20 protein-coding genes are annotated in these 22,480 nt (G+C 69.3%); 14 read left to right on the forward strand and 6 right to left on the reverse strand.

Features of this window, described 5'->3' with window-relative positions:
* Positions 1–135: 135 nt before the first annotated feature.
* The gene (locus MYL53_RS12105; protein WP_247854212.1) at positions 136–1,647 is read right to left on the reverse strand and encodes a M48 family metalloprotease; all 1,512 of its coding nucleotides are present in this window, start codon (positions 1,645–1,647) and stop codon (positions 136–138) included.
* A gap of 132 nt (positions 1,648–1,779) precedes the next feature.
* On the opposite strand from MYL53_RS12105, the gene MYL53_RS12110 reads away from it, so the two are divergent.
* Both MYL53_RS12110 and MYL53_RS12115 read left to right on the forward strand, forming a co-directional pair.
* Positions 1,780–2,028 carry a sulfurtransferase TusA family protein gene (locus MYL53_RS12110; RefSeq protein ID WP_247854213.1) on the forward strand — a complete coding sequence of 83 codons (249 nt, stop codon included), beginning with the start codon at positions 1,780–1,782 and terminating at the stop codon, positions 2,026–2,028.
* Entirely contained in the window at positions 2,025–3,128 is a 1,104-nt protein-coding gene (locus tag MYL53_RS12115) for an AI-2E family transporter (RefSeq protein ID WP_247854214.1), read from the forward strand. Before MYL53_RS12110 ends, MYL53_RS12115 begins: the two co-directional genes overlap by 4 nt.
* A 49-nt stretch (positions 3,129–3,177) precedes the next feature.
* On the opposite strand, the gene MYL53_RS12120 is transcribed toward MYL53_RS12115, so the two are convergent.
* On the reverse strand, positions 3,178–3,654 hold the full coding sequence (locus tag MYL53_RS12120) for a peroxiredoxin (RefSeq protein WP_247854215.1): 477 nt from the start codon (positions 3,652–3,654) through the stop codon (positions 3,178–3,180).
* Positions 3,655–3,845: 191 nt separating this feature from the next.
* Between MYL53_RS12120 and dapA the strand changes: the two genes are divergently transcribed.
* From dapA to purC, 4 genes are all read left to right on the forward strand, one after another.
* Positions 3,846–4,730, forward strand: coding sequence for a 4-hydroxy-tetrahydrodipicolinate synthase (dapA, locus tag MYL53_RS12125; protein WP_247854216.1), 885 nt, complete (start codon positions 3,846–3,848; stop codon positions 4,728–4,730).
* A gap of 73 nt (positions 4,731–4,803) precedes the next feature.
* Complete coding sequence (locus MYL53_RS12130) at positions 4,804–5,763, forward strand: outer membrane protein assembly factor BamC (protein ID WP_247854217.1); 960 nt, start codon at positions 4,804–4,806, stop codon at positions 5,761–5,763.
* A 38-nt stretch (positions 5,764–5,801) separates the two neighbouring features.
* Positions 5,802–6,563 (forward strand): MBL fold metallo-hydrolase, encoded by a 762-nt coding sequence (locus tag MYL53_RS12135; protein ID WP_425591756.1) that lies wholly within the window; start codon positions 5,802–5,804, stop codon positions 6,561–6,563.
* Between the two features lie 42 nt (positions 6,564–6,605).
* Positions 6,606–7,319: a phosphoribosylaminoimidazolesuccinocarboxamide synthase gene (gene purC / locus MYL53_RS12140; protein ID WP_247854219.1), complete on the forward strand. Its 714-nt coding sequence runs from the start codon at positions 6,606–6,608 to the stop codon at positions 7,317–7,319.
* 183 nt (positions 7,320–7,502) lie between these two features.
* Here purC and tsaA read toward each other — a convergent pair whose 3' ends face one another.
* On the reverse strand, positions 7,503–8,222 hold the full coding sequence (gene tsaA / locus MYL53_RS12145; protein ID WP_247854220.1) for a tRNA (N6-threonylcarbamoyladenosine(37)-N6)-methyltransferase TrmO: 720 nt from the start codon (positions 8,220–8,222) through the stop codon (positions 7,503–7,505).
* 113 nt (positions 8,223–8,335) lie between these two features.
* Here tsaA and MYL53_RS12150 point away from each other — a divergent pair, with 113 nt between their 5' ends.
* Complete coding sequence (locus tag MYL53_RS12150) at positions 8,336–8,857, forward strand: GNAT family N-acetyltransferase (RefSeq protein ID WP_247854221.1); 522 nt, start codon at positions 8,336–8,338, stop codon at positions 8,855–8,857.
* Between the two features lie 3 nt (positions 8,858–8,860).
* Here MYL53_RS12150 and nadC read toward each other — a convergent pair whose 3' ends face one another.
* A complete protein-coding gene (gene nadC / locus MYL53_RS12155) occupies positions 8,861–9,709 on the reverse strand; it encodes a carboxylating nicotinate-nucleotide diphosphorylase (protein ID WP_247854222.1) in 849 nt (282 codons plus the stop codon).
* Between the two features lie 77 nt (positions 9,710–9,786).
* Here nadC and ampD point away from each other — a divergent pair, with 77 nt between their 5' ends.
* The 6 genes from ampD to MYL53_RS12185 all read left to right on the forward strand — a co-directional run bounded on the left by ampD (position 9,787) and on the right by MYL53_RS12185 (position 18,029).
* Positions 9,787–10,356 carry a 1,6-anhydro-N-acetylmuramyl-L-alanine amidase AmpD gene (ampD, locus tag MYL53_RS12160; RefSeq protein WP_247854223.1) on the forward strand — a complete coding sequence of 190 codons (570 nt, stop codon included), beginning with the start codon at positions 9,787–9,789 and terminating at the stop codon, positions 10,354–10,356.
* A 335-nt stretch (positions 10,357–10,691) separates the two neighbouring features.
* Positions 10,692–13,367 carry a pyruvate dehydrogenase (acetyl-transferring), homodimeric type gene (gene aceE / locus MYL53_RS12165; protein ID WP_247854224.1) on the forward strand — a complete coding sequence of 892 codons (2,676 nt, stop codon included), beginning with the start codon at positions 10,692–10,694 and terminating at the stop codon, positions 13,365–13,367.
* Between the two features lie 73 nt (positions 13,368–13,440).
* Positions 13,441–15,423, forward strand: coding sequence for a pyruvate dehydrogenase complex dihydrolipoyllysine-residue acetyltransferase (gene aceF / locus MYL53_RS12170; RefSeq protein WP_247854225.1), 1,983 nt, complete (start codon positions 13,441–13,443; stop codon positions 15,421–15,423).
* Positions 15,424–15,655: 232 nt separating this feature from the next.
* The gene (gene adk, locus MYL53_RS12175) at positions 15,656–16,312 is read left to right on the forward strand and encodes an adenylate kinase (RefSeq protein WP_247854226.1); all 657 of its coding nucleotides are present in this window, start codon (positions 15,656–15,658) and stop codon (positions 16,310–16,312) included.
* 254 nt (positions 16,313–16,566) lie between these two features.
* Positions 16,567–17,271 carry a tRNA (adenosine(37)-N6)-threonylcarbamoyltransferase complex dimerization subunit type 1 TsaB gene (tsaB, locus tag MYL53_RS12180; RefSeq protein WP_247854227.1) on the forward strand — a complete coding sequence of 235 codons (705 nt, stop codon included), beginning with the start codon at positions 16,567–16,569 and terminating at the stop codon, positions 17,269–17,271.
* Positions 17,268–18,029: a class I SAM-dependent methyltransferase gene (locus MYL53_RS12185; protein ID WP_247854228.1), complete on the forward strand. Its 762-nt coding sequence runs from the start codon at positions 17,268–17,270 to the stop codon at positions 18,027–18,029. The genes tsaB and MYL53_RS12185 overlap by 4 nt, the downstream gene beginning before the upstream one ends.
* A gap of 6 nt (positions 18,030–18,035) precedes the next feature.
* Here MYL53_RS12185 and plsB read toward each other — a convergent pair whose 3' ends face one another.
* Positions 18,036–20,456: a glycerol-3-phosphate 1-O-acyltransferase PlsB gene (gene plsB, locus MYL53_RS12190; RefSeq protein ID WP_247854229.1), complete on the reverse strand. Its 2,421-nt coding sequence runs from the start codon at positions 20,454–20,456 to the stop codon at positions 18,036–18,038.
* A 137-nt stretch (positions 20,457–20,593) separates the two neighbouring features.
* Between plsB and MYL53_RS12195 the strand changes: the two genes are divergently transcribed.
* Positions 20,594–21,715: a phospholipase D-like domain-containing protein gene (locus tag MYL53_RS12195; RefSeq protein ID WP_247854230.1), complete on the forward strand. Its 1,122-nt coding sequence runs from the start codon at positions 20,594–20,596 to the stop codon at positions 21,713–21,715.
* Between the two features lie 121 nt (positions 21,716–21,836).
* On the opposite strand, the gene MYL53_RS12200 is transcribed toward MYL53_RS12195, so the two are convergent.
* A complete protein-coding gene (locus MYL53_RS12200; RefSeq protein ID WP_247854231.1) occupies positions 21,837–22,478 on the reverse strand; it encodes a YecA/YgfB family protein in 642 nt (213 codons plus the stop codon).
* Positions 22,479–22,480: the final 2 nt, after the last annotated feature.

Below are 22,480 nucleotides of genomic sequence, written 5' to 3' on the forward strand. Positions count from 1 at the left end.
CCGCCAGGTTTTGCGGGGTCAGACCCCTAAGCGCCCTTAGGAGCTCTGTTCCTAAGGGTGCTTAAGGGTCTGGCCCCTGTGCCTATAAGGGCGCTCAAGGGTCTGACCCCTGTGCCTGCATCGTGCTTTCCGCCGCTATTCGAACTCTTCCATCGTCTTGCGATAGCCGACGAAGGCCTCGTGGCGCTGCTCGATGCGAGCCAGCACGTTGGGCTCGCCCTCGGTCTTGGCGATCTCCTTGGCCAGGTCCAGCTGTTCGATGCCGCGGTCGATGCGGCCGGTCAGCTGCAGCTGTTCGGCCCGGGCGAGATGGCCCCAGGCGCGGTGGCCGCTGCGTCCGGCGGCCTCGGCCAGCAGGGTGAAGACCTGGGGATTTTCCGGCTGTTGGGCCGCCAGATCGCGTAGCACGCGATAGGCCTCGCCGGGATCGCGCTGCAGTAATGCCTCGCCCAGCACCAGGCCGGCCGGCGCGTAGCCGGGCATCAGCCGCAGCTGGTGGCGGCCGCGCCGGATGGCGTCGTCCACCCGGCCGGCGTCCAGCGCCACTTCGGCGGCCGTGGCCGGCAGCAGGGCGAGATCCGGCAGTTGCCTGGCCAGGGCGTCGAGGGCGCTCAGGGCGTCATCCACGCGGCCCGCCTGGGCGTCGACCAGCGCCGTGGCGTAGCGCCGGGCCGCCGGCTTAGCGCCGTCGCGCTCGAGGCGGGTCAGCGCCTGGCGCGGGTCCTGGTCGTGGATGGCCAGCAGTGCCCGGGCGCGGATCATCTGGTACTCGGTGTCGTCGCGGTGGTGGCGGGCGACCGGCAGCTGGGCGACCCGCGCCTGGGCGTCGCTGATACGCGATTCGGAGACCGGGTGGGTGAGCAGGAACTCCGGCGGGTTGCCGCCCTGCAGCGCCGCCATGCGCTGCATGGTGCGAAACATCTCGACCATGGCCTGGGGTTCGTAGCCGGCGTTGGCCAGCGTCTGCAGGCCCAGGCGGTCGGCCTCGCGCTCGAAGCGCCGGGAATAAGCCAGCTGGTCCTGGTAGAGCGCGGCCTGGGAGCCCATGGCGGCGGCGATGCCGGCATCGCCGCCGCCGCCGGCGGCCAGCAGCATGCCGGCGAGCATCGCGGCCATGGCCGGGATTCGGGTCTGCTCGGCGCGCTGCTGGCCGCGGGCATAGTGGTTCTGCGAGAGATGGCCCAGCTCGTGGGCGAGTACCGAGGCCAGCGGGGCCTCGCCCTCGGCGAAGGCGAACAGCCCGGCGTTGACCCCGATGATGCCGCCGGGGACGGCGAAGGCGTTGAGCCGCTCGCTGGCGACCAGCGTCACGATGGGATCAATCCCGCTGACGTGGCTGTAGGGCAGCAGGCGGGCCACCAGCGAGGCGAGGTAGTGTTCGGTGATCGGGTCCTGCCACAGCGGCGCGTGGGCGCGAAACTGCCGCAGCCAGGCGCGGCCCAGGCGAGTCTCCTCGCCGCTGACCGCCTGGGCGTCGTGGCTGACCAGGCTTGGCAGCTCGAAGGTCGGCCGATCGTCGACGCTCGGCGGCGGCGTCGCCTGATAGGGCAGCTCGAGGGTCAGCTCCTGGCCGATGGCCGGAGCGCTCAGCATCAGGCTCAGGGCAAGCGCGGGCAGGCAGGGCAGGGGGCGACGCAGCATGGCCATCCTCGGTCGTCGGGCGCGTGGGGGGCGTTCCCTCCGACATTGATTCAGCGGGGAAAGTGCCTTTAAATCGCAGACATTCGTGCCGCCGCGGCAATGGCCGCGACGGCCTCAGGCATTCTCTCGGGAGACGACATGGCTGTGCAACCCGACGACGTCCTCGATGCACGAGGGCTTCCCTGTCCGTTGCCTCTGCTCAAGGCCAAGCAGGCGCTGTCGCGCCTGGCGCCCGACCAGGTGCTGGAAGTGATGGCCACCGATGCCGGGTCCTGGCGCGACTTCGAGACCTTCATCGCCCAGAGCGCCCACGAGATGCCGGCCCGCGAGGAGCGCGGCGAGGTCTACCACTACTGGATCCGCAAGGCCGGGGAGGGCGCATCATGACGCTGCGTTCGCTGCTGCGCGGTTGGGTCGATCACTATCTCTCCGACGAGGAGGCGGTGATCCTGCTGGTGGTGCTGGTGGTGGGGTTCGCGGTGGTGATCTGGCTGGGCCAGATGCTGGCGCCCTTTCTCACCGCCCTGGTCATCGCCTTCCTGCTGCAGGGCGGGGTCAATGCGCTGACCCGGCGGCGGGTGCCGCACTTCCTGGCGGTGATGCTGGTCTATCTGGCCTTCGTCGGCGTGGTGCTGGCCCTGGCGCTGGTGCTGCTGCCGCTGATCTGGACCCAGCTGGTCAACCTGCTGCAGGAAACGCCGCGCATGTTCGCCAGCGGCCAGCAGCTGCTGGCCGATCTCCAGAGCCGCTATCCCGAGCTGGTGACGCCGGCCCAGATTCAGGACTGGGTGGGCATGGCGGGCCGCGAGGTGACGCAGCTCGGCCAGCGCGCGCTGTCGCTGTCGCTGGCCTCGCTGGGCAATATCGTGGGGCTGATCGTCTATCTGGTGCTGGTGCCGATCCTGGTGTTCTTCATGCTCAAGGACCGCGACCGCCTGGTGGGCTTCACGGTGTCGCTGCTGCCGCGCCGCCGCGGGCTGATGACCCGGGTGTGGCAGGAGATGGACGCCCAGATCGCCAACTATGTGCGCGGCAAGGTGACCGAGATCGCGATCGTCGGCACCGTGTCCTTCTTCACCTTCGTCTTCTTCGGTCTTCCGTACTCGGCGCTGCTCGGCGTGCTGGTGGGGCTCTCGGTGCTGGTGCCCTACATCGGCGCCGCCGTGGCCACGGTGCCGGTGGCGGCGGTCGCCGGCTTCCACTTCGGCGTCGGCGAGCAGTTCCTCTACGTGCTGATCGCCTACGGCGTGATCCAGGCGCTGGACGGCAACGTGCTGGTGCCGGTGCTGTTTTCCGAGGCGGTGAACCTGCACCCGGTGTCGATCATCCTGGCGGTGCTGTTCTTCGGCGGCATCTGGGGCTTCTGGGGCATCTTCTTCGCCATCCCGCTGGCGACCCTGCTCAAGGCGCTGGTCTATGCCTGGCCGCGGGGCATCCAGCAGCATCGCCAGGAAGAGGCCGCCCACCAGGACCCTAGCGCGTCCTGACTCGCCACGAGGCCGCCCGCGGGCGGCCTCGTGGCTCCTGAGGGGTGGATCATTCGCCGGCGTGCAGGGCCTGGGCGGCCTCCAGTACCTCGTCGACGTGGCCCTTGACCTTCACCTTGCGCCATTCCCGGGCCAGCTTGCCCTCGGCATCGATCAGGAAGGTGCTGCGCTCGATGCCCAGGTGCTCCTTGCCGTAGAGCTTCTTGAGCTTGATCACGTCGAACAGCTTGCACACCGCCTCGTCCTTGTCGGACAGCAGCGTGAAGTTGAAGCCCTGCTTGGCCTTGAAGTTCTCCTGGGCGCGGATGCCGTCGCGGGAGACGCCGACGATCACGGTGTTGGCGGCATCGAAGGCGTCCTTGCGGTCGCGGAAGTCGCCACCCTCGGTGGTGCAGCCCGGGGTGCTGGCCTTGGGGTAGAAATAGATCACCACCTGGCGGCCGCGCAGCTCCGAGAGGCTCAGGGTGGTATCGCCGGTGGCGGTGGCGGTGAAGTCGGGTACGGGATGGCCGAGGCTGACGCTCATGTGAGGCTCCAATCGGGGAATGAACGCTCCGATTACACGCAACCCGCCGGCGACTGTAAAGTCGCCGCTGTACAGGCTCACGAGCCCTGAGTACCATTTGGCCCCTGGCATCGCGCCCACGGGCGAGGGCGGGTTTTTCATGGCGACCGAGCCCTGCGGTCGCCGGCAGGCTGCGAGAGGACAAGACGAGGATGATCACGGGTAGCATCGTCGCGCTGGCGACACCGATGAAGGTCAACGGCGATATCGACTGGGAAGCCCTGCGGGCCCTGGTTCACTTCCATCTGGACAATGGCACCGACGCCATCGTCGCGGCGGGCACCACCGGCGAGCCGACCACCATGTCGTTCGCCGAGCACTTCGATGTGATCCGCGCGGTGGTGGAAGAGGTCGCCGGTCGCGTGCCGGTCATCGCCGGCACCGGCGCCAACGCCACCTCCGAGGCGGTCGAGCTGGCGCGCTACGCCAGCGAAGTGGGGGCGGACTACTGCCTGTCCGTGTGCCCCTACTACAACAAGCCGACCCAGGAAGGCCTCTACCAGCACTTCAAGGCCGTCGCCGAGGGCAGCAACCTGCCGATCATCCTCTACAACGTGCCGGGCCGTACCTGCTCGGATCTCTACAACGAGACCGTGCTGCGCCTGGCCGAGATCGAGAACATCGTCGGCCTCAAGGATGCCACCGGCAACCTGGAGCGCGCCGAGGACCTGATCGCCCGTCTCAAGGGCAGCGACTTCATGCTCTACTCCGGCGACGACGGTACCGCCTGCGACTTCATGCTGATGGGCGGCCACGGCGACATCTCGGTGACCGCCAACGTCGCGCCTCGCGCCATGCACGATCTGTGCGCCGCGGCGGTGGCCGGCGACGCCGAGAAGGCGCACCAGATCAACACCCGCCTGATGCCGCTGCACACCAATCTCGGCATCGAGGCCAACCCGATTCCGGTCAAGTGGGCGCTGAATCGCATGGGGCTGGCGGAAGCGGGCATCCGCCTGCCGTTGACCTGGCTCTCCGAGAAGTACCACTCCACCGTCAGCGAGGCCCTGCAGCTGGCCGGCGTGATCGACGACTGAGAGCGACGAACCGAGAGCGACGACTGACACGGCGCCACGCGCCGTGACCCGACAACTTGAGCAAGGTGGACGCATGAGCTCTGCGCTGAAATGGATGCCGCTGGTGGCGACACTGGCCTTGGCCGGCTGTGCCCGCGATGGCTACTACGACGATCGCAGCGTCGATTACGCCGAGGCCGAGTCGAGCGCGCCCCTGGACCTGCCCGCGAGCCGCGATACTCGCCGCTACGGCGATGCCATGCCGGTGCCCGAGGCGCAGGGCGCCTTCATTGCCCGTGGCGAGGACTTCCGCGTGCCGCCGCCGCGGGCCATGGGCGCCGGCGGCAGCGTACAGGCCGGCGATGTGGCGCTGCGCGAGGCCGGTGGCCAGCGCTGGCTGGTGATCGGCGCCGCGCCCGGTGCCGTCTGGTCGGAGCTCGAGGACTTCGTCGCCGAGCGCGGCCTGACGGTGGTCGAGCAGAACCCTCGGCGCGGTCTGCTGGTCACCGATCAGGCACGGCTCCGCGTGCAGCCTGGCCTTCAGCAGGGCACCAGCGAGCTGCGCTGCGAGCAGGGCGGCTCGCCCCAGCAGCGCTGCCTGCGCGCGCTTCAGCGTCGCTTCGAGGCTCGCGGTGCCACCGCCAGCGCCTCCTCGCTGGCGGTTCAGCGCCCCGAGGACCAGGTGCGTCCGAACCTGACCCAGTCCGGCGGCGAGTGGCGCCTGGTGCTGCCCTATGACGTGGATCGCACCTGGGCCGAGCTGAGCTATCAGCTCGAGTCGGACTTCGCGGTCGAGGGCCGGCGCGAGCTGGTCGAGCAGGATGCCGCCGCTCGCACCTTCCTGGTCGACTACCTGACGCTCAGCGCCCGCAGCGAGGGCGTATGGGAGACGCTGGCCAGCTTCGGCGGCGAGGATCCCCAGCGCATCCGTCTGTCGCTCGCCCCGTCCGGCGCCGATCGCACCGTGCTGACGGCCGACTCCGCCGACGATCGCGAGCTCTCCGCCGACGACCGGCGCGAGCTGCTCGAGCGGCTGGCCGGCCTGCTGGGCTGATGACGGAGGCGGCGGCGCGGGAGATACCGGTGGGGCGACTGCACTTCGCCTCGCTCGGCAGCGGCAGCAAGGGCAACGCCACCCTGGTCAGCGACGGCGAGACGCGGCTGCTGATCGACTGCGGTTTCGCCCTCAGGGAGACCGAGCGTCGCCTGGCCCGCTTCGATCTCCATCCTCGCCAGCTGGATGCCGTGCTGGTCACTCACGAGCATGGTGATCACATCCGCGGCGTCGGGCCGCTGGCGCGGCGCCACAAGGTCCCGGTCTATCTCACGCCCGGCACCTGGCTGTCGGGCAAGCTCGGCGAGGTGCCGCACCGGCACTGGATCACGCCCCAGGCGCGCTTTGCGGTGAAGGGCATCGAGATCGATCCAGTCACGGTGCCCCACGACGCCCGCGAGCCGGTGCAGTTCCGCCTGAGCGCCGCCGGCCGTCGGCTCGGCCTGCTCACCGACCTGGGACATCCCAGCGAGCACGTGGTCGAGGCCTTCCGCGGCTGCGATGCCCTGGTGCTGGAGTGCAATCATGACGTCCACCTGCTCGAGATCGGCCCCTATCCGCCGAGCCTCAAGCGGCGCGTCGGCGGCCACTGGGGGCACCTGGCCAACGCCCAGTCCGCCTGGCTGCTGCGGCGGCTGGGGCTGGACGGCCTGCAGCGCATCGTCTGCTCGCACCTTTCCGAACACAACAATCGCCCCGAGCTGGCGCTGGAGGCCCTGGCGCCCCTGCTCGACGGCGACGATTCACGCCTGACGGTGGCGGCCCAGGATCAGGGGCTGGACTGGCAGGCGATCATCTGAGATTCCAGAATTCCATCTGACCCGTTGCCTGTGGAGGCTCCCATGGAAAAGCGTCAAGAACTCTATGCCGGCAAGGCCAAGTCCGTCTTCGCCACCGACGACCCGGATCGACTGATCCTGCACTTCCGCGATGACACCAGCGCCTTCGACGGCGAGCGCATGGAGTCGCTGGAGCGCAAGGGCAAGGTCAACAACCGCTTCAATGCCTTCATCATGAACAAGCTCGAGGAAGTGGGCATCCCGACCCACTTCGAGGGCCTGCTTTCCGACAACGAGTGCATGGTCAAGAACATGGACATGCTCCCGGTCGAGTGCGTAGTGCGCAACATCGCCGCCGGCGGCCTGGTCAAGCGCCTCGGCGTGGAAGAGGGCAGCGAGCTGAATCCGCCGACCTTCGAGCTGTTCCTCAAGAACGACGCCCTGCACGATCCGATGATCAACGAATCCCTGGCCGAGACCTTCGGCTGGGCGACCCCGGAGCAGCTGGCCGAGATGAAGGCGCTGACTTTCCGCGTCAACGAGGTGCTCAAGCAGCTGTTCGCCGACGGCAACCTGCTGCTGGTCGACTACAAGCTCGAGTTCGGCCTGTTCCAGGGCCAGATCGTGCTGGGCGACGAGTTCTCCCCGGACGGCTGCCGCCTGTGGGACGCCGAGACCCGCGAGAAGCTGGACAAGGACCGCTTCCGCCAGGGCCTGGGCGGCGTGATCGAGGCCTACGAGGAGGTGGGCAAGCGGATCGGCGTCGACTTCGGCTAAGACAAGGCGTCTGCCATGCCGAACGAAGGGCCCTGCGGGGCCCTTCGTCGTTTCTGGTGCCGTGATATGGCAGTGAGAAGAGTAGCCGGGCGGGCCGCCCGCAGAGAAGCGTAAAGCCGAGGTCAGCGACTTACCGTCCGCCTCTCGTCCCTCGCACCTCGCACCTCGCACCTCGTCCCTTACCTACGCCGCCACGATCTCGACGACCTCCAGTCGCGTCTGGCCTTCGTCCTCGAGGGCGCGGAAGCGCACGTCCACGTCGCGCAGTCGAACGCCGTAGATGCGTTCCTCGGCCCCCTTGCGATAGGCGGGGCGCGGGTCCTGGGCCAGCACCTGGTGGATCAGCGCGCGCAGCGAGGCGCCGTCGGGGCGTGCGGCCAGCGCCGCCTCGGCCAGCGGGTTGAGGCGCACGGGCAGGGCGGTCGGCGCCTCGGGGGCGAAGCCGGCCCGGGCCTCGGGGCGGGATTCCGCCCAGGGCAGGTAGGGCTTGATGTCGAGCACCGGGGTGCCGTCGACCAGGTCGGCTCCGCGCAGTCGCAGGCGCACACCGCCGCCCTCGGTGTCGATGCCTTCGAGCTCGACCAGCGACAGCCCCAGGCGGTTGGGACGATGGGTGCTGCGGCTGGCGAATACGCCGACCTTCGCGTTGCCGCCGAGGCGCGGCGGGCGCACCAGCGGGGTCCAGCGTTCGGGACTCAAGTGGAAGACGAAGGTCACCCACAGGTGGCTGAAGGCGTCCAGGCCACGCACCGTCAGCGGATCGTCGTGGGGCGGCGTCAGCACCAGGCTGGCGCGGGCGGCGTCGGCCAGCCCCGGCTGGCGGGGAATGCCGAACTTGTCGGGATAGTCGCTCTCGATGCGCCCGATGGGCGTCAGGGCGAGGGTCTCGGGCGTGTCGTTCATGGGTGCTTCCGCTGGTCGCCGCCGCGATGTGTCGTCGTCTTGGCCGGGGGCATTGGCGCGACGGCATCGCTTCGGTAGTCTCTTGGCGTCTTCATTGTCGCAGGATGCCCTTGATGGGTCAGTTCGAACCCCCACGCGCCGCCGCGCCGCGCATCGTCTATCGCGAGGCTCGCGCCCAGGACGGCGGTGACCAGGCCGAGGTCTTTCATCACGCCGTCATGCAGGGCGCCATGAGCCACTATTCGCTGGCCGCCCGGGAGGCCTGGGCGGCGGTGCTGCCCCGCGAGGCCAGCGCCTGGGTGGCGCGTCACGCCCTCTACACCACCCTGGTGGCGACCTGCGACGGTCGCTGCGTGGCCTTCCTCGAGCTCGATGCGCCGCGCGGCTACGTGGAGTCGCTCTACGTCTGGCCGTCGCTGGCCCGCCGTGGCATCGGCAGCGCCCTGCTGGGCCACGCCGAGCGGATGGTGCGCGAGCGCGGCGGAGAGCGCCTGAGCATCGACGCCAGCCTGGTGATGGCCGATGGCCTGGAGCGCAACGGCTGGCGTCGGGTGCGTGAGGAGTGGGTCGAGCGCGGCGGCGAGCGGCTGCCGCGCCGGCATCTGGAGAAGCCGCTGGCGCCGCAGCCCGCCTGAGCCTCAGGCCGACTCGAGGAAGCGCATCGACAGGTCGATCGCCTTGACGTCCTTGGTCAAAGCGCCGCTGGAGATGCGGTCGACGCCGGTCTCGGCGATGGCCTGGAGGGCGGTCTCGTCGACGTTGCCCGAGGCCTCGAGGACGGCGCGCCCCGCGTTGCGGCGCACCGCCTCGCGCATGTCGTCGAGCGAGAAGTTGTCGAGCATGACGATGTCGGCGCCGGCGGCCAGCGCCTGGTCGAGCTCCTCGAAGGTTTCCACTTCCACCTCCACCGGCAGGTCGCGGGCGATGCGCCGTGCGGCCTCGACCGCCGCCGCGATGCCGCCGCAGGCCGCGATGTGATTTTCCTTGATCAGGAAGGCGTCGTAGAGGCCGATGCGGTGGTTGATGCCGCCGCCGCAGGTCACCGCATACTTCTGTGCCAGGCGCATGCCCGGCAGGGTCTTGCGGGTGTCGAGGATGCCCACGCCGGTGCCGTCCAGCAGATCGACGTAGTGCCGGGTTCGGGTGGCGGTGGCCGACAGCGTCTGCAGCACGTTCAGCGCCGCGCGCTCGCCGGTGAGCAGGCTGCGCGCGGGGCCCTCGATCTCGAGCAGCGGCGCGCCGGCCTCGAGGCGGTCGCCGTCGGCGGCCTGCCAGCGCAGCGCGACGCGCGCGTCGAGGCGGCGAAACAGCTCGTCGACCCAGGCCACGCCGCACAGCACCATCGGTTCGCGGGTGATCACCCGGGCCCGGGCCCACTCCTTCTCGGGGATCAGCTCGGCGGTGATGTCACCGGGGCCGACGTCCTCGGCCAGCAGCCGGGCGGCGCTGTTGCGGATCTCTTCGGCGAGGGCATCCTGATAGTGCATGGTGGCGTGATCTCTGTGCTGGGAAGCTTGGGGCGTTCATTATAGGGGAAACGCCAGGAGCGACGTCAGGGGGAAAGATGCCGATTCACGAGGGCTGGCTGGCCGAGGCCCGCCGGGTGCCGTCACCCAATCACAACGCGCGGCCGGCGGGCGAGGTCTCGCTGCTGGTGCTGCATTCCATCAGCCTGCCGCCGGGGGAGTTCGGTGGCGAGGCCATCGAGCGACTGTTCACCAATCGCCTGGATCCAGACGGGCATCCGTTCTTCGCCGAGATCGCCGGGCTCAGGGTCTCGGCGCACCTGCTGATTCGCCGCGATGGCGAATGCGTGCAGTTCGTGCCCTTCCACGAGCGGGCCTGGCACGCCGGCCGCTCGCGCTGGCGCGACGGCGAGGTCGAGCGCGAGGGGCTGAACGACTTCTCGGTGGGCATCGAACTCGAGGGTGACGACGTCTCGCCCTACACTGAAGCTCAGTACGAGGCCCTGGCCCGGGCGACCCGGGCGCTGCTGGCGGGCTATCCGGCGATGTCGGCATCGCGCATCACCAGCCACGCCCATGTCGCGCCACTACGCAAGACCGACCCCGGGCCGGCCTTCGACTGGGCCTATTTTCGTCAGCGACTGGCCCCGGCGGCCATTTCCTCGTAATAAAACATTTTTAGAAGATTCATGAGGTGTTGGGCGAACGTGCCGGCAGAGTGGGGTAGAAGGCGGTCATCACCGCCGATATGTCTTGAATCGGCGAGAAACGTAGGGTGATGGCAGGTTTCAAAATTTTGAAAAGACTTTCCATGTCTGCTTCAATTGGCAGCCGGCAGCGTTTACGGTATCGTCGGCGCACCCGCCGACTACAGTCGTGCTGACTTGTAAAACGACTACAACAGAAATATTCCGGCATGGAGGTGATCCTTCCATGACCGTCATCATGCGCTACACCCCCTTGCTGGGGGCTGTTGCCCCCAACGTCATTCGGAGAGACGTCTATGAGTCTTGAGGCAAGAGAAGATCTCGATCCGGTCGAAACCGCGGAATGGTTGGACTCCCTGGAATCGGTACTGGATCGCGAGGGCGAGGAACGTGCCCGGTATCTGATGACCCGCCTGGCGGATCGCTATCGCCATGACGGCATGCAGGTGCCTTTCTCGGTCACGACGCCGCACCGCAACACCATTCCGGTGCACCGCGAGGCGCCGATGCCCGGCGATCTCTTCATGGAACGTCGTATCCGCTCGCTGATCCGCTGGAACATGGCGGCGATGGTGACCCGGGCCAACAAGGCCAACAAGGGCATCGGCGGTCACCTGGCCAGCTTCATGTCCTCGGCGACCCTCTATGACGTGGGCTTCAACCACTTCTTCCGCGCGGCCAACGGCGACTTCAAGGGCGATCTGGTGTTCATCCAGGGCCACAGTGCGCCGGGCATCTACGCGCGCTCCTTCCTGGAAGGGCGCCTCACCGAGGCGCAGATGGACAAGTTCCGCCAGGAAGTCGACGGCGACGGCCTGTCCTCCTATCCGCACCCCTGGCTGATGCCGGACTACTGGCAGCTGCCCACCGTGTCCATGGGTCTCGGCCCGATCATGGCCATCTATCAGGCCCACGTGATGAAGTACCTGGATCAGCGTGGCCTGCAGCCGATGCAGGACCGCAAGGTCTGGGCCTTCCTGGGCGACGGCGAGTGCGATGAGCCGGAAACGCTGGGTGCGATCCACCTGGCCAGCCGCGAGAAGCTCGACAACCTCAACTTCGTCATCAACTGCAACCTGCAGCGCCTCGACGGCCCGGTGCGCGGCAACTCGCGCATCATGGACGAGCTCGAGGGCGTGTTCCGCGGTGCCGGCTGGAACGTCATCAAGGTCGTCTGGGGCCGCCACTGGGACACCCTGTTCGAGAAGGACAAGAAGGGCGTCCTGCAGAAGCTGATGGACGAGACCGTCGACGGCGAGTACCAGAATTGCAAGGCCAACGGTGGCGCCTATACCCGGGAGCACTTCTTCGGCAAGTACCCGGAAACCGCCGAGATGGTCAAGGACATGTCCGACGAGGACATCTGGAAGCTCAACCGTGGCGGCCACGACCCGTTCAAGGTCTACGCGGCCTACCACGAGGCCTTCCACAACGACAGCGGCCGTCCCACCGTGATCCTGGCGCACACCGTCAAGGGCTACGGCCTGGGCGCGGCCGGTGGCGAGGCCGACATGGAAGCGCACCAGATCAAGTCCATCGACGATCCGGACGTGCTCAAGAGCTTCCGCGATCGTTTCGGCATCCCGGTGTCCGACGAGGCCATCGAGAACGAGATGCCGTACTACAAGCCGGGCGACGACAGCCCGGAGATGAAGTACATGCATCTCCAGCGCGAGCGCCTGGGCGGCTACCTACCGGCGCGCAACCCGGACTTCGAGGCGCTCGACATCCCGGGCCTCGACGACAAGATCTTCGCCTCCCAGACCGCCGGCTCCAAGGGCCGTGAAGTCTCCACCACCATGGCCTTCGTGCGCATCCTGAACGGCCTGGTCAAGCACAAGGGCTTCGGCAAGCAGGTAGTGCCGATCGTGCCCGACGAAGCGCGCACCTTCGGCATGGAAGGCATGTTCCGCCAGCTCGGCATCTATACCTCCGAGGGCCAGAAGTACGAGCCCATGGACAAGGGCCAGCTGATGTTCTACCGCGAGGACAAGGCCGGCCAGGTGCTCGAAGAGGGCATCACCGAGGCGGGCGCCATGTCCTCCTGGATCGCCGCCGCGACCTCCTACAGCAACCACGGGCTGCCGCTGCTGCCGTTCTACATCTACTACTCGATGTTCGGCTTCCAGCGCATCGGCGACCTGGCCTGGGCCGCCGGCGACATGCAGGCGCGCGGCTTCCTGGTCGGTGGCACCGCCGGTCGTACCACCCTCAATGGCGAGGGCCTGCAGCACCAGGACGGTCACAGCCATCTCCAGGCATCGATGATCCCCAACTGCCGCAGCTACGACCCGACCTACGCCCACGAGGTCGCGGTCATCGTCCAGGACGGCCTGAAGCGCATGTTCGCCGACAAGGAGAACTGCTTCTACTACCTGACGGTGATGAACGAGAACTACGAGCAGCCGGTCCTCGAGGACGTGCCCGCCGACGACATCATCAAGGGCATGTACCTGCTGCGCGAGACCCAGGGCGACAAGCGCGTCCAGCTGATGGGCTCCGGCACCATCCTGCGCGAGGTCGAGGCGGCCGCCGAGATGCTCGCCGAGGAGTGGGGCGTGGGCGCCGACATCTGGAGCGTCACCAGCTTCAACGAGCTGCGTCGCGAGGCCCTGGAAGTCGACCGTCAGGCGTTCCTGCATCCGGCCGACGAGCCGGGCAAGCCGCACGTCACGCGCTGCCTGGAAGGTCGTCAGGGGCCGGCCATCGCCTCTACCGACTACATGAAGCTGTTCGCCGACCAGGTCCGCGCCTGGGTGCCGACCGACTATCATGTGCTCGGTACCGACGGTTTCGGCCGCTCCGATACCCGCGAGAAGCTGCGTCACTTCTTCGAGGTCAACCGCTACTTCGTCACCGTGGCCGCGCTCAAGGCGCTGGCCGACCGCGGCGAGATCGATCGCAAGGTCGTTGGCGAGGCCATCGAGAAGTACGGTATCGACCCCAGCAAGCCGAGCCCGCTCTCTGTCTGAGGCGTCGACCGACCGGTGGCATGGCGGGCCTGTCAGCAGGCCCGCCTCGTGAAGAGTTTGAAGGAGCGCGACCTTGAGTAGCGAAATCATCAAAGTGCCCGACATCGGTGGCGACACCGATGTGGAAATCATCGAGATCGCGGTGGCGGTCGGCGACGTCATCGCCGCCGAGGACCCCCTGATCACCCTGGAATCCGACAAGGCGTCCATGGACGTGCCATCGCCGAAGGGCGGCAAGGTCGTCAAGGTGCTGGTCAAGGAAGGCGACACCGTCTCCGAGGGTGACGACATCGTCGAGCTGGAGGTCGAGGGCGGCGGCGACGCCGAGCCCGAGCAGCCCGCCGAGGCCGCCTCGGAGGCGCCGGCCGAGCCCGAGCCGGAAGCGGCCAAGCCGGCACCGGCCGCCAAGTCGGCCTCCGGCGGCAGCCAGACCGTGGACATCACCGTGCCTGACCTGGGCGGTGCCAGCGACGTCGAGATCATCGAGGTCGCGGTGTCCGAGGGTGACGAGGTGGCCGAAGAGGACACCCTGATCACCCTGGAGTCCGACAAGGCCTCCATGGATGTGCCGAGCCCGCACGCCGGCAAGATCGCCAGCTTCACCGTCAAGGAAGGTGACACCGTCTCCGAAGGCGACGTGATCGGCACCATCCAGATCGCCGGTGGCGGCGACGAGGCGCCGGCCGAGGAAGCCGAGACCGAGTCCGCGCCCGCCGAGCAGCCGGCCGCCGAGGCCGCCCCGGCCGAGGAAGCCAGCGGCGAGCCCGAGCGTCGCGAGGTACGCGTGCCGGACCTGTCCGGTTCCAGCGACGTGCCGGTGATCGAGATCGCCGCCAGCGTCGGCGACGAGGTGGCCGAGGAAGACCCGCTGATCACCCTGGAGTCCGACAAGGCCTCCATGGACGTGCCGAGCCCGTTCAAGGGCAAGCTGGTCGAGCTGACCGTCAAGGAAGGCGACACCGTCTCCGAAGGCGACCTGATCGGCGTCATCGAGACCGCCGGCGCCGCGCCGAAGGCCGCTCCGCAGCAGCAGAGCTCGCCCAAGGCCGAGGCCCCTGCCAAGTCGGAGCAGCCGGCCAAGGCCGCCGCGCCCGCGAGTGCCCCGGCCAGCGCCGAGAAGCCGCGTGACGGCAAGCGCGTGCACGCCGGTCCGGCGGTGCGCATGCTGGCCCGAGAGTTCGGCGTCGATCTCGCCCTGGTGAAGCCCAGCGGTCCCAAGGAGCGCGTGCTCAAGGAAGACGTCCAGGCCTACGTCAAGCAGGTGATGTCGGGTCAGGCCAAGGCGCCGGCCGCCGCGCCGGCCGCGGCCGAGGGCGGTTCCGGTATTCCGCCGATCCCGGACCAGGACTTCAGCCAGTTCGGTGAAGTGGAAGAGAAGAAGATGGGTCGCCTGATGAAGATGGGCGCTACCAATCTTCATCGCAGCTGGGTCAACATCCCGCATGTCACCCAGTTCGACGAGGCCGACATCACCGAGCTCGAGGCCTTCCGCAAGTCGATGAAGGCCGAGGCCGAGGCGCAGGGTGCCAAGCTCACGCCGCTGCCGTTCCTGATCAAGGCCTGTGCCGTGGCGCTGCAGAAGTTCCCGCAGTTCAACGTCAGCCTGAAGAGCGACGGCGAGACCGTGGTGCAGAAGAAGTACGTGCACATCGGCATCGCCGTGGACACCCCGGACGGCCTGATGGTCCCGGTGATCCGCGACGCCGACCAGAAGTCGCTGATCGAGCTGGCCAAGGAGTCCGTCGACCTGGCCAAGAAGGCGCAGTCGAAGAAGCTCAAGCGCGAGGAGATGACCGGAGGCTGCTTCACCATCTCCAGCCTGGGCTCGATCGGCGGCACCGCCTTCACGCCGATCGTCAACCCGCCGGAAGTCGCCATCCTCGGCGTCTCCAAGGCGTCGATGAAGCCGGTCTGGGACGGCGCGGCCTTCCAGCCGCGGCTGATCATGCCGCTGTCACTGTCCTTCGACCACCGGGCGGTCAACGGCGCCGATGGGGCGCGCTTCACCGCTTTCCTCGGCCAGATGCTGACGGACATCCGTCGCCTGCTGCTCTGATCGAGGGCGAGTGAGCCACGACCGACGGCGCCGCAAGGCGCCGTCGGCGTTTCCGGCCGGGGAAGACCAAAGTCCTAGGGCCCCCAGCGCCTTGATCGCAGGGGAGTTTTTGGCACGCTTGCAGGCCTTGCGTCCCTGTGTCGCTTGTGTGACGCCAGCCGCCCCGGTATGGTTCGCTATTCTTCGTTTCCTCCTCTTTTCGAATCCATCACAACTTCCAAGGAGCAGTTCGATGCGTGTGATCCTCCTGGGCGCCCCCGGCGCCGGCAAGGGTACTCAGGCCCAGTTCATCTGCGAGCGCTACGGCATTCCGCAGATTTCCACCGGTGACATGCTGCGTGCCGCCGTCAAGGAAGGCAGCGAGCTGGGGCTCAAGGTTAAGGAGATCATGACCACCGGCGGCCTGGTGTCCGACGACATCATCATCGCCCTGGTCAAGGAGCGCATCGCCCAGCCGGACTGTGCCAACGGCTTCCTGTTCGACGGTTTCCCGCGCACCATTCCCCAGGCCGATGCCATGAAGGAAGCGGGCGTGAAGATCGACCACGTGCTCGAGATTGCCGTGCCCGACGAGGAAATCGTCAACCGCCTGGCCGGCCGCCGCGTGCACCCGGCCTCTGGCCGCGTCTATCACGTCGACCACAACCCGCCCAAGGAAGCGGGCAAGGACGACGTCACCGGCGAGGCGCTGATCCAGCGCGACGACGACAGCGAAGCCACCGTGCGCAACCGTCTGTCCGTCTACCACGAGCAGACCGCACCGCTGGTCGACTACTACCAGCAGTGGGCGCAGCAGGACCCCGAAGCCGCGCCGGCCTGCCACAAGGTGGAAGGCGTGGGCAGCGTCGACGATATCACCAGCCAGGTGATCGCCGCCCTCGAGAGCTGAGTCTTGGGCCGAGGCGGCACTCGCGTCTGGCGATCGCGGACGCGGGGCTGATCCGGTGACAGGTCTTCGAGGGGCGCTGTGAACCCTTCCCTGGGCGCTACCTTTTGCCTTCCCTGGCAAAAACCCCCTCTGCGATCTGTCACCGGCGCCCCGCTCCCTGCACCAAGACGAGCTGCCGATCGGATGACCACGACCCGCATTGCGCGGGCCGTTGTCGTATAATGCCCCGACACTTCCCGCACCGTTAGAGACCCATGCCGATCCTGCTGGCCCTGGATGCCTCCTCGAGCGCCTGTTCCGCCGCCCTGCTGCGGCGTCGCGAGGGCGCCGACGACGAGGTGATCTCCCGCTTTGAACTCACTCCCCGAGCCCATACCCGTCGGCTGATGCCGATGGTCGACGAGGTGCTGGCCGAGGCCGGCGTCGCCCCGGCCGATCTGGACGCGGTGGCCTACGGCCGCGGCCCGGGTTCCTTCACCGGCCTGCGCATCGCCGCCGGCGCCGCCCAGGGCCTGGCCTTCGGCCTCGACCGCCCGCTGCTCGGGATCTCGACCCTGCAGGCGCTGGCGCTCGGCGCCCACCTCCGCCATCGCTACCGCTATCTGATCACCGCGCTCGACGCGCGCATGGGCGAGATCTATGCCGCCGCCTGGCAGTGCTTCGACGGCCGCGTCGAGTGCCTGGCCGAGGAGGCGGTGCTGGCGCCCGAGCGCCTGCGCCTGCCCGAGGCCCAGGCCGATCACGACTGGGTCGGCGTGGGCTCCGGCTGGTCGCTGTGGGATGCCATGCCGGCCGACGTTCAGGTCGGGATGAGCCTGTGCCTGCCCGATCAGGAGGCCGCCGCCGAGGACATGGTGCGCCTGGCCGCCGACGCCTTCGAGGCCGGCGAGGGTCGCCCGGCGGCCGAGGTCCAGCCGGTCTACCTGCGCGACCGGGTCGCCTGGCAGAAGAGCCGATGAGCGCGGTGGCGGCGGACGACGCGGCCCTGGCCGCGCGCTGGGGGCTGCCCGGCGCCGATGCGCTGGCATCTGGCGAGGCGCCGCCGCTGCGGCTCGGCCGCGAGGGCGGCCGGCTGGTGCTGGCCGGCGACCCGACGGTCTACGGCAAGCCGCTGTCGGTGGACTTCGTCGAGGGCAAGGCGGCCCACCGGCGCCGCTTCGGCGGCGGCCGCGGCCAGCTGATCGCCAAGGCCTGCGGGCTCGGCAAGGGCGTGACGCCCTCGGTGGTGGACGCCACCGCGGGGCTCGGCCGCGATGCCTTCGTGCTGGCGACCCTCGGCGCCGAGGTGCTGATGGTCGAGCGCGTGGCGGCCATCGCCGCACTGCTCGAGGACGGCCTGGCGCGCGCCATGGCGGATCTCGACACCGCCGAGATCGCCGCCCGGCTGCGTCTGGCCCACGGCGACGCGAGTCGCGAGCTCGCCGACCTGGTGGCGGCGTCCGACGTCACGCCCCAGGTGGTCCATCTGGACCCGATGTTTCCCCATCGCGAGAAGTCGGCGCTGGTGAAGAAGGAGATGCGGCTGTTCCGCGAGCTGGCCGGCGACGACGCCGACGCCCCGCGGCTGCTGGAGGCGGCACTGGACGTGGCCACCCACCGGGTGGTGGTCAAGCGGCCGCGCAAGGCGCCGCCCATCGAGGGCCCCGCGCCGCGTCACGTGCTGGAGGGCAAGACCAGTCGTTATGATCTCTACGTGCACCGTTCCCTCAGCGACTAGCGTCCGCTAGTCGCCCGTGCTCTCATCCGGGTCGCCGCCACGGGCGGCGACTCTTTCCAGCCGATGGCGCAGCGTCGGGTCGAACAGCGTCCGACTGCGCCGGGCCGCCTCGCGCAGCGACTCGTCGTAGTACAGCCGCTCGTCGCGGATCGTCAGCCAGCCCTCGCGTGCCAGGCTCTCCACCAGCCCGTCGAACAGCCGCGCGTCGAAGAACTCCGGCGCGTCGCGGCCGGTGAGTCGTGCCAGGCGCTCGGCGAGCTGGCGGGCGTGATTCGCCAGGCCGGCGTGGTCGAAGTGCCCCGGCGCCTCGCCGAGCAGGGCGGCGACCAGCAGGTAGCCGCGCTCCAGCGTCGGGCGGATCAGCCGCCCCAGCATGCGCAGCTGTTCGGCCTCGGCCAGCCCCTCGGCGCGTCGCCATCCCTGTCCCTCCTCGATCAGCAGCCCGGCCTCGGCGAGCTGGGCGAGCGTGGCGTCCAGCGCCGCCTCGAAGTCGTCCGGCGCCTCGATCGACAGCTCGTGCACCAGCACCGGCCAGCCCGGTGCCAGCAGCGCCGCCAGGGCGTCGCGGCGATGGCGAGCTTGATGGCGGAAGGCGAAGGCGACGAGCCCGGCCAGGGCATAGAGGTGCAGCACGTTGTTGCGATACCAGGCGAGGCGGCCGGCCTGGCGTTCGTCGGCGGTGACCAGATCGCCCAGCGGGTGAGGGCGGTAGTCGAGCAGGCCCAGCGCGCGGGCGTGGTCGATCCAGTCGCGGGGCGCGCCGGCGGGCAGGGGATGGCTCTCGTCGCCGGGACGAGGACGCCGGAGCTCGGCCAGCAGCGCCAGCTGGCGTTCGAGCAGCTCGGCCTCGACGGCCCGGTGGGGCGTGGCCAGCAGCCCGAGGGCGACCAGGTTCACCGGGTTGAGCGTGGCGGCGGCGTTGATGCGCCGCGCCAGGGTCTCGCCCAGCCGCGAGACCGCCTCGGCACGCCAGGCCGGGCGCGGCTCGCCGAGGTCCGCTCGCCAGTCGGGCCGGTGGGCATCGAGGAAGGCCTCGAGGTCCAGCGGTTCGCCGACGTTCACCGTGACCCGCCCGTAGGGCTCGCGCAGCCTGCCGAGCACGCGCAGCAGGGCCAACGGCGTCTCCTTGCGCTTGGCGCCGCCGGCCAGCTCGCGCTGGTAGCTGGCCTCCTCGAGGATGCGCTCGTAGCCGATGTAGACCGGCACGAACGACAGCGGGCGACCATTGGCGGGCCGGCGCAGGAAGGAGCCCAGCGTCATGGCCAGCATGCCGGGGCGCGGCGCCAGCAGCCGGCCGCTGCGCGAGCGCCCACCCTCGATGAAGTACTCGAGGCTGTGGCCGCGTGACAGCAGGCGATGCAGATACTCGTCGAAGACCCGCGCGTAGAGCGGCTGGCCGCGGAAGCTGCGACGCAGGAAGAAGGCGCCGCCGCGGCGCAGCAGCGGGCCGATCACCGGCATGTTCAGGTTACGGCCGGCGGCGATGTGCGGCGGCATCAGCCCCTGTTCGTAGAGCACGTAGGACAGCAGCAGGTAGTCGATGTGGCTGCGGTGGCAGGGCACATAGACGAGGCTGTGATGCCCGGCCAGCGCCTTGACGCGCTCGATCCCGCGCAGGTCGATGCCGTCATAGATCCGGTGCCACAGCCGGCCGAGCAGGCCTTCGAGGAAGCGCAGCGCCGGATAGCTCATGCTGGCGGCGATCTCACGGCCGTAGCGGCGCGCGCGGCGTCGCAGACGGGTTCGGCGGGCCTCGTCGTCGCCGGCCTGCTCGGCGATGGTGGCCTCGACCATGGGGCTCGCCACCACGCCGGCGATCAGGGTGCGGCGGTGTGAGAGATCCGGCCCCAGCACCCGCTCGCGCATGCGCCGGAAGTGCACGCGCAGCAGGCGGGCCGCCTTGCGTTCGATCAGCGCCGGGTCTCGGCCGTCGGCCAGTTCGGAGAGGCGCAGCGGCGCGCCCAGATGCACTTCCAGGTCGCGGCCGTTGACCAGCACCGCCAGCAGGCGCCGCAGCCGCCCGGTGAGCCGCCAGTCGTCGGCGGCCAGCAGCTGCCAGACCCCGAAGCGCTTGCCCGGGGCGCGGCCCCAGAACACGCTCACCGGCACCAGCTGCACGTCCTCGCCGCGCTCGATCAGACGCCGCAGCGGGGTCGGCCGGCGGCGGCGCCGTCGCGGATCGGGCAGAGCCAGCAGCGGCGGCGGTGCGTCATCGCTCCGGGTTCGGCGGGTCGCCGCGGGTGGCAGGCCGTCGCGCTCGGTCAGGCATTCGAGCAGCAGGCGGTCGGAGAGTGCCGGGCGGGGAAGCACGTAGACGGTCGGCAGCTCGGGGTCGAGACCCAGCGCCTCGGGGGCGGGTTCGCGCCGGCGCACCCGCACCCAGGCGGAAAGCAGTCGGCGCAGCGGGCGCCAGCGGGAGTCGGCCATCCGGTTGCCTGTGTGGTCGCATGTGCGGCCAGTATACGCACGCCGGCGGCGCCGGGTCAGGCGTTGGCGGGGCCGGCTTTTCCCGCCTCTTCAAACGTGCGTCAATGGCCGCCTGTCATCATGGCGAGGGAGGCGTCATGCACGGCATGTGGCGAGAGGGAAACCGGTTCGAACTGCTGCCCGAGGCGTCGCGCTTCCTGCCGGCCATGTTCGAGGCCGTGGATGGCGCTCGTCGCTCGGTGCTGGTCGAGCTCTACCTGATGGAGTCCGGTCGCCTGGCCACGGCGGTGATCGAGGCGCTGAGTCGTGCCGCGGAGCGTGGCGTGACGGTGCTGCTGCTGCTCGACGGCTACGGCGCCATGGGGCTTTCCACCGAGGATCGCCGGCGGCTCGAGTCGGCCGGCGTGGCGCTGCGCTGGTTCAATCCCCTGGGCTGGCATTCGCTGGCCCGCAACCTGACCCGCGACCATCGCAAGCTGGTGGTGGTGGACGGCGAGGTCGCCTTCACCGGCGGCTTCGGCGCCGTCGACGAGTTCCTCGAGGCCTGGTACGAGGTGGCGCTGCGCATCCGCGGGCCGGTGGTGGCCGACTGGGTGCGGCTGTTCTCGAGCCTGTGGGATTCGCCGCTGAGCCGCGGCGCGGGCGCCCCGGCGCTGGTGCACGGCCTGGGCGGCGACAGCCCCGTCAGCGAGGGCTATCACGGCATGCGCGGGCGCGTGGTCTGGGGGCAGGGCTATCGCTACCAGGCGATCCGCCATTCGCTGCAGCAGCGGGTGCGCGGGGCGCGTCAGCGCATCTGGATCTGCACGCCCTATTTCGTGCCGACGCTGAGCCTGCGGCGGCGACTGGTGCGCGCCGCGCGTCGCGGCGTGGAGGTCTGCCTGCTGCTGCCCGGTGCCAGTCACGATCATCCCGGGGTGCGCTATGCCGGCCAGCGCTTCTACGGCCGCATGCTGCGCGCCGGGGTGCGCATCTTCGAGTTCCAGCCGTCGTTCATCCACGCCAAGTTCACCCTGGCCGACGACTGGGTCAGCCTGGGGTCGTGCAACTTCGATCACTGGAGCCTGCAGTGGAACCTGGAAGCCAATCAGGAAGTGGAAGACCCGCGCCTGGCCGATGAGGTGGCCGAGCTGTTCCGGCGCAACTTCGCCGCCAGCCGCGAGATCCGCGCCGAGGACTGGGCGCGCCGGCCGCGGCTTCAGCGCCTCAAGGAGTGGCTGTATGGCACCCTGGATGGGTGGTTGACGCGGTTACGATAGGTGTGAGGTGCGAGGTGCTGGAAGTCTGCCCGATAAAGCGGAGACTGTCCGCAGCCCGCAGCCCGCAGCCCGCAGCCCGCAGCCCGCAGCCCGCAGCCCGCAGCCCGCAGCCCGCCGTCGCTTAGCGCCTGCGCTTGCCGGCGGGCTGCTTGCGGCGCGGCTTGGGCTTGGGCGTCTCCGGCGGCACGCGGTAGTGCAGGTAGAGGTCCAGCACCAGCTCGGGCAGCTGGGCGGTCAGGCTCTCCAGGCGGTCGCCGTCCTTGGCCAGCTCGGCCATGTCCGGTTCGTCGCCGAACAGCCCGGAGAGCAGCATGAAGGGCAGCAGCAGGGTGGCGGCGGCCTCCTCGTCCTCGGCGAACCAGGCCGGTTCGTCGAGGAACACGCCTTCCATGAAGCCGGCGCACCAGTCGCCGATCGGCGTCTCCTCGGGCGGCACGCCGCCGAGTTCGAGATCGAAGGGCAGCTCGGGCAGACCGCCGCCCTCGAGCACCGAGATGGCGGTGGTGCGCAGCTGCTCCAGCAGCCCCAGCACTTCCTCGCGCTCGGTGTCGTCGGCGAAGCTCGGCTCGCCGTGAAACAGCTCCGCCACCCAGGTGGCGGGGGGCACGTCGCTGGGCGAGACGGCCAGCGCGACCAGGAAACCGTGGGCGCCGATCAGGTCCAGGGCGTCGGCGTCGACGCCGTCCGACTCGAGGAAGTCGTCCAGGCGGTCCAGGGCCTCGTCGTCGAGAAGCGGCAGGGGCTGGGGCTTGTCGTCTGACATGT

Origin of the sequence: Halomonas getboli (assembly GCF_023094245.1) — a bacterium.
Taxonomy (GTDB): domain Bacteria; phylum Pseudomonadota; class Gammaproteobacteria; order Pseudomonadales; family Halomonadaceae; genus Halomonas; species Halomonas getboli.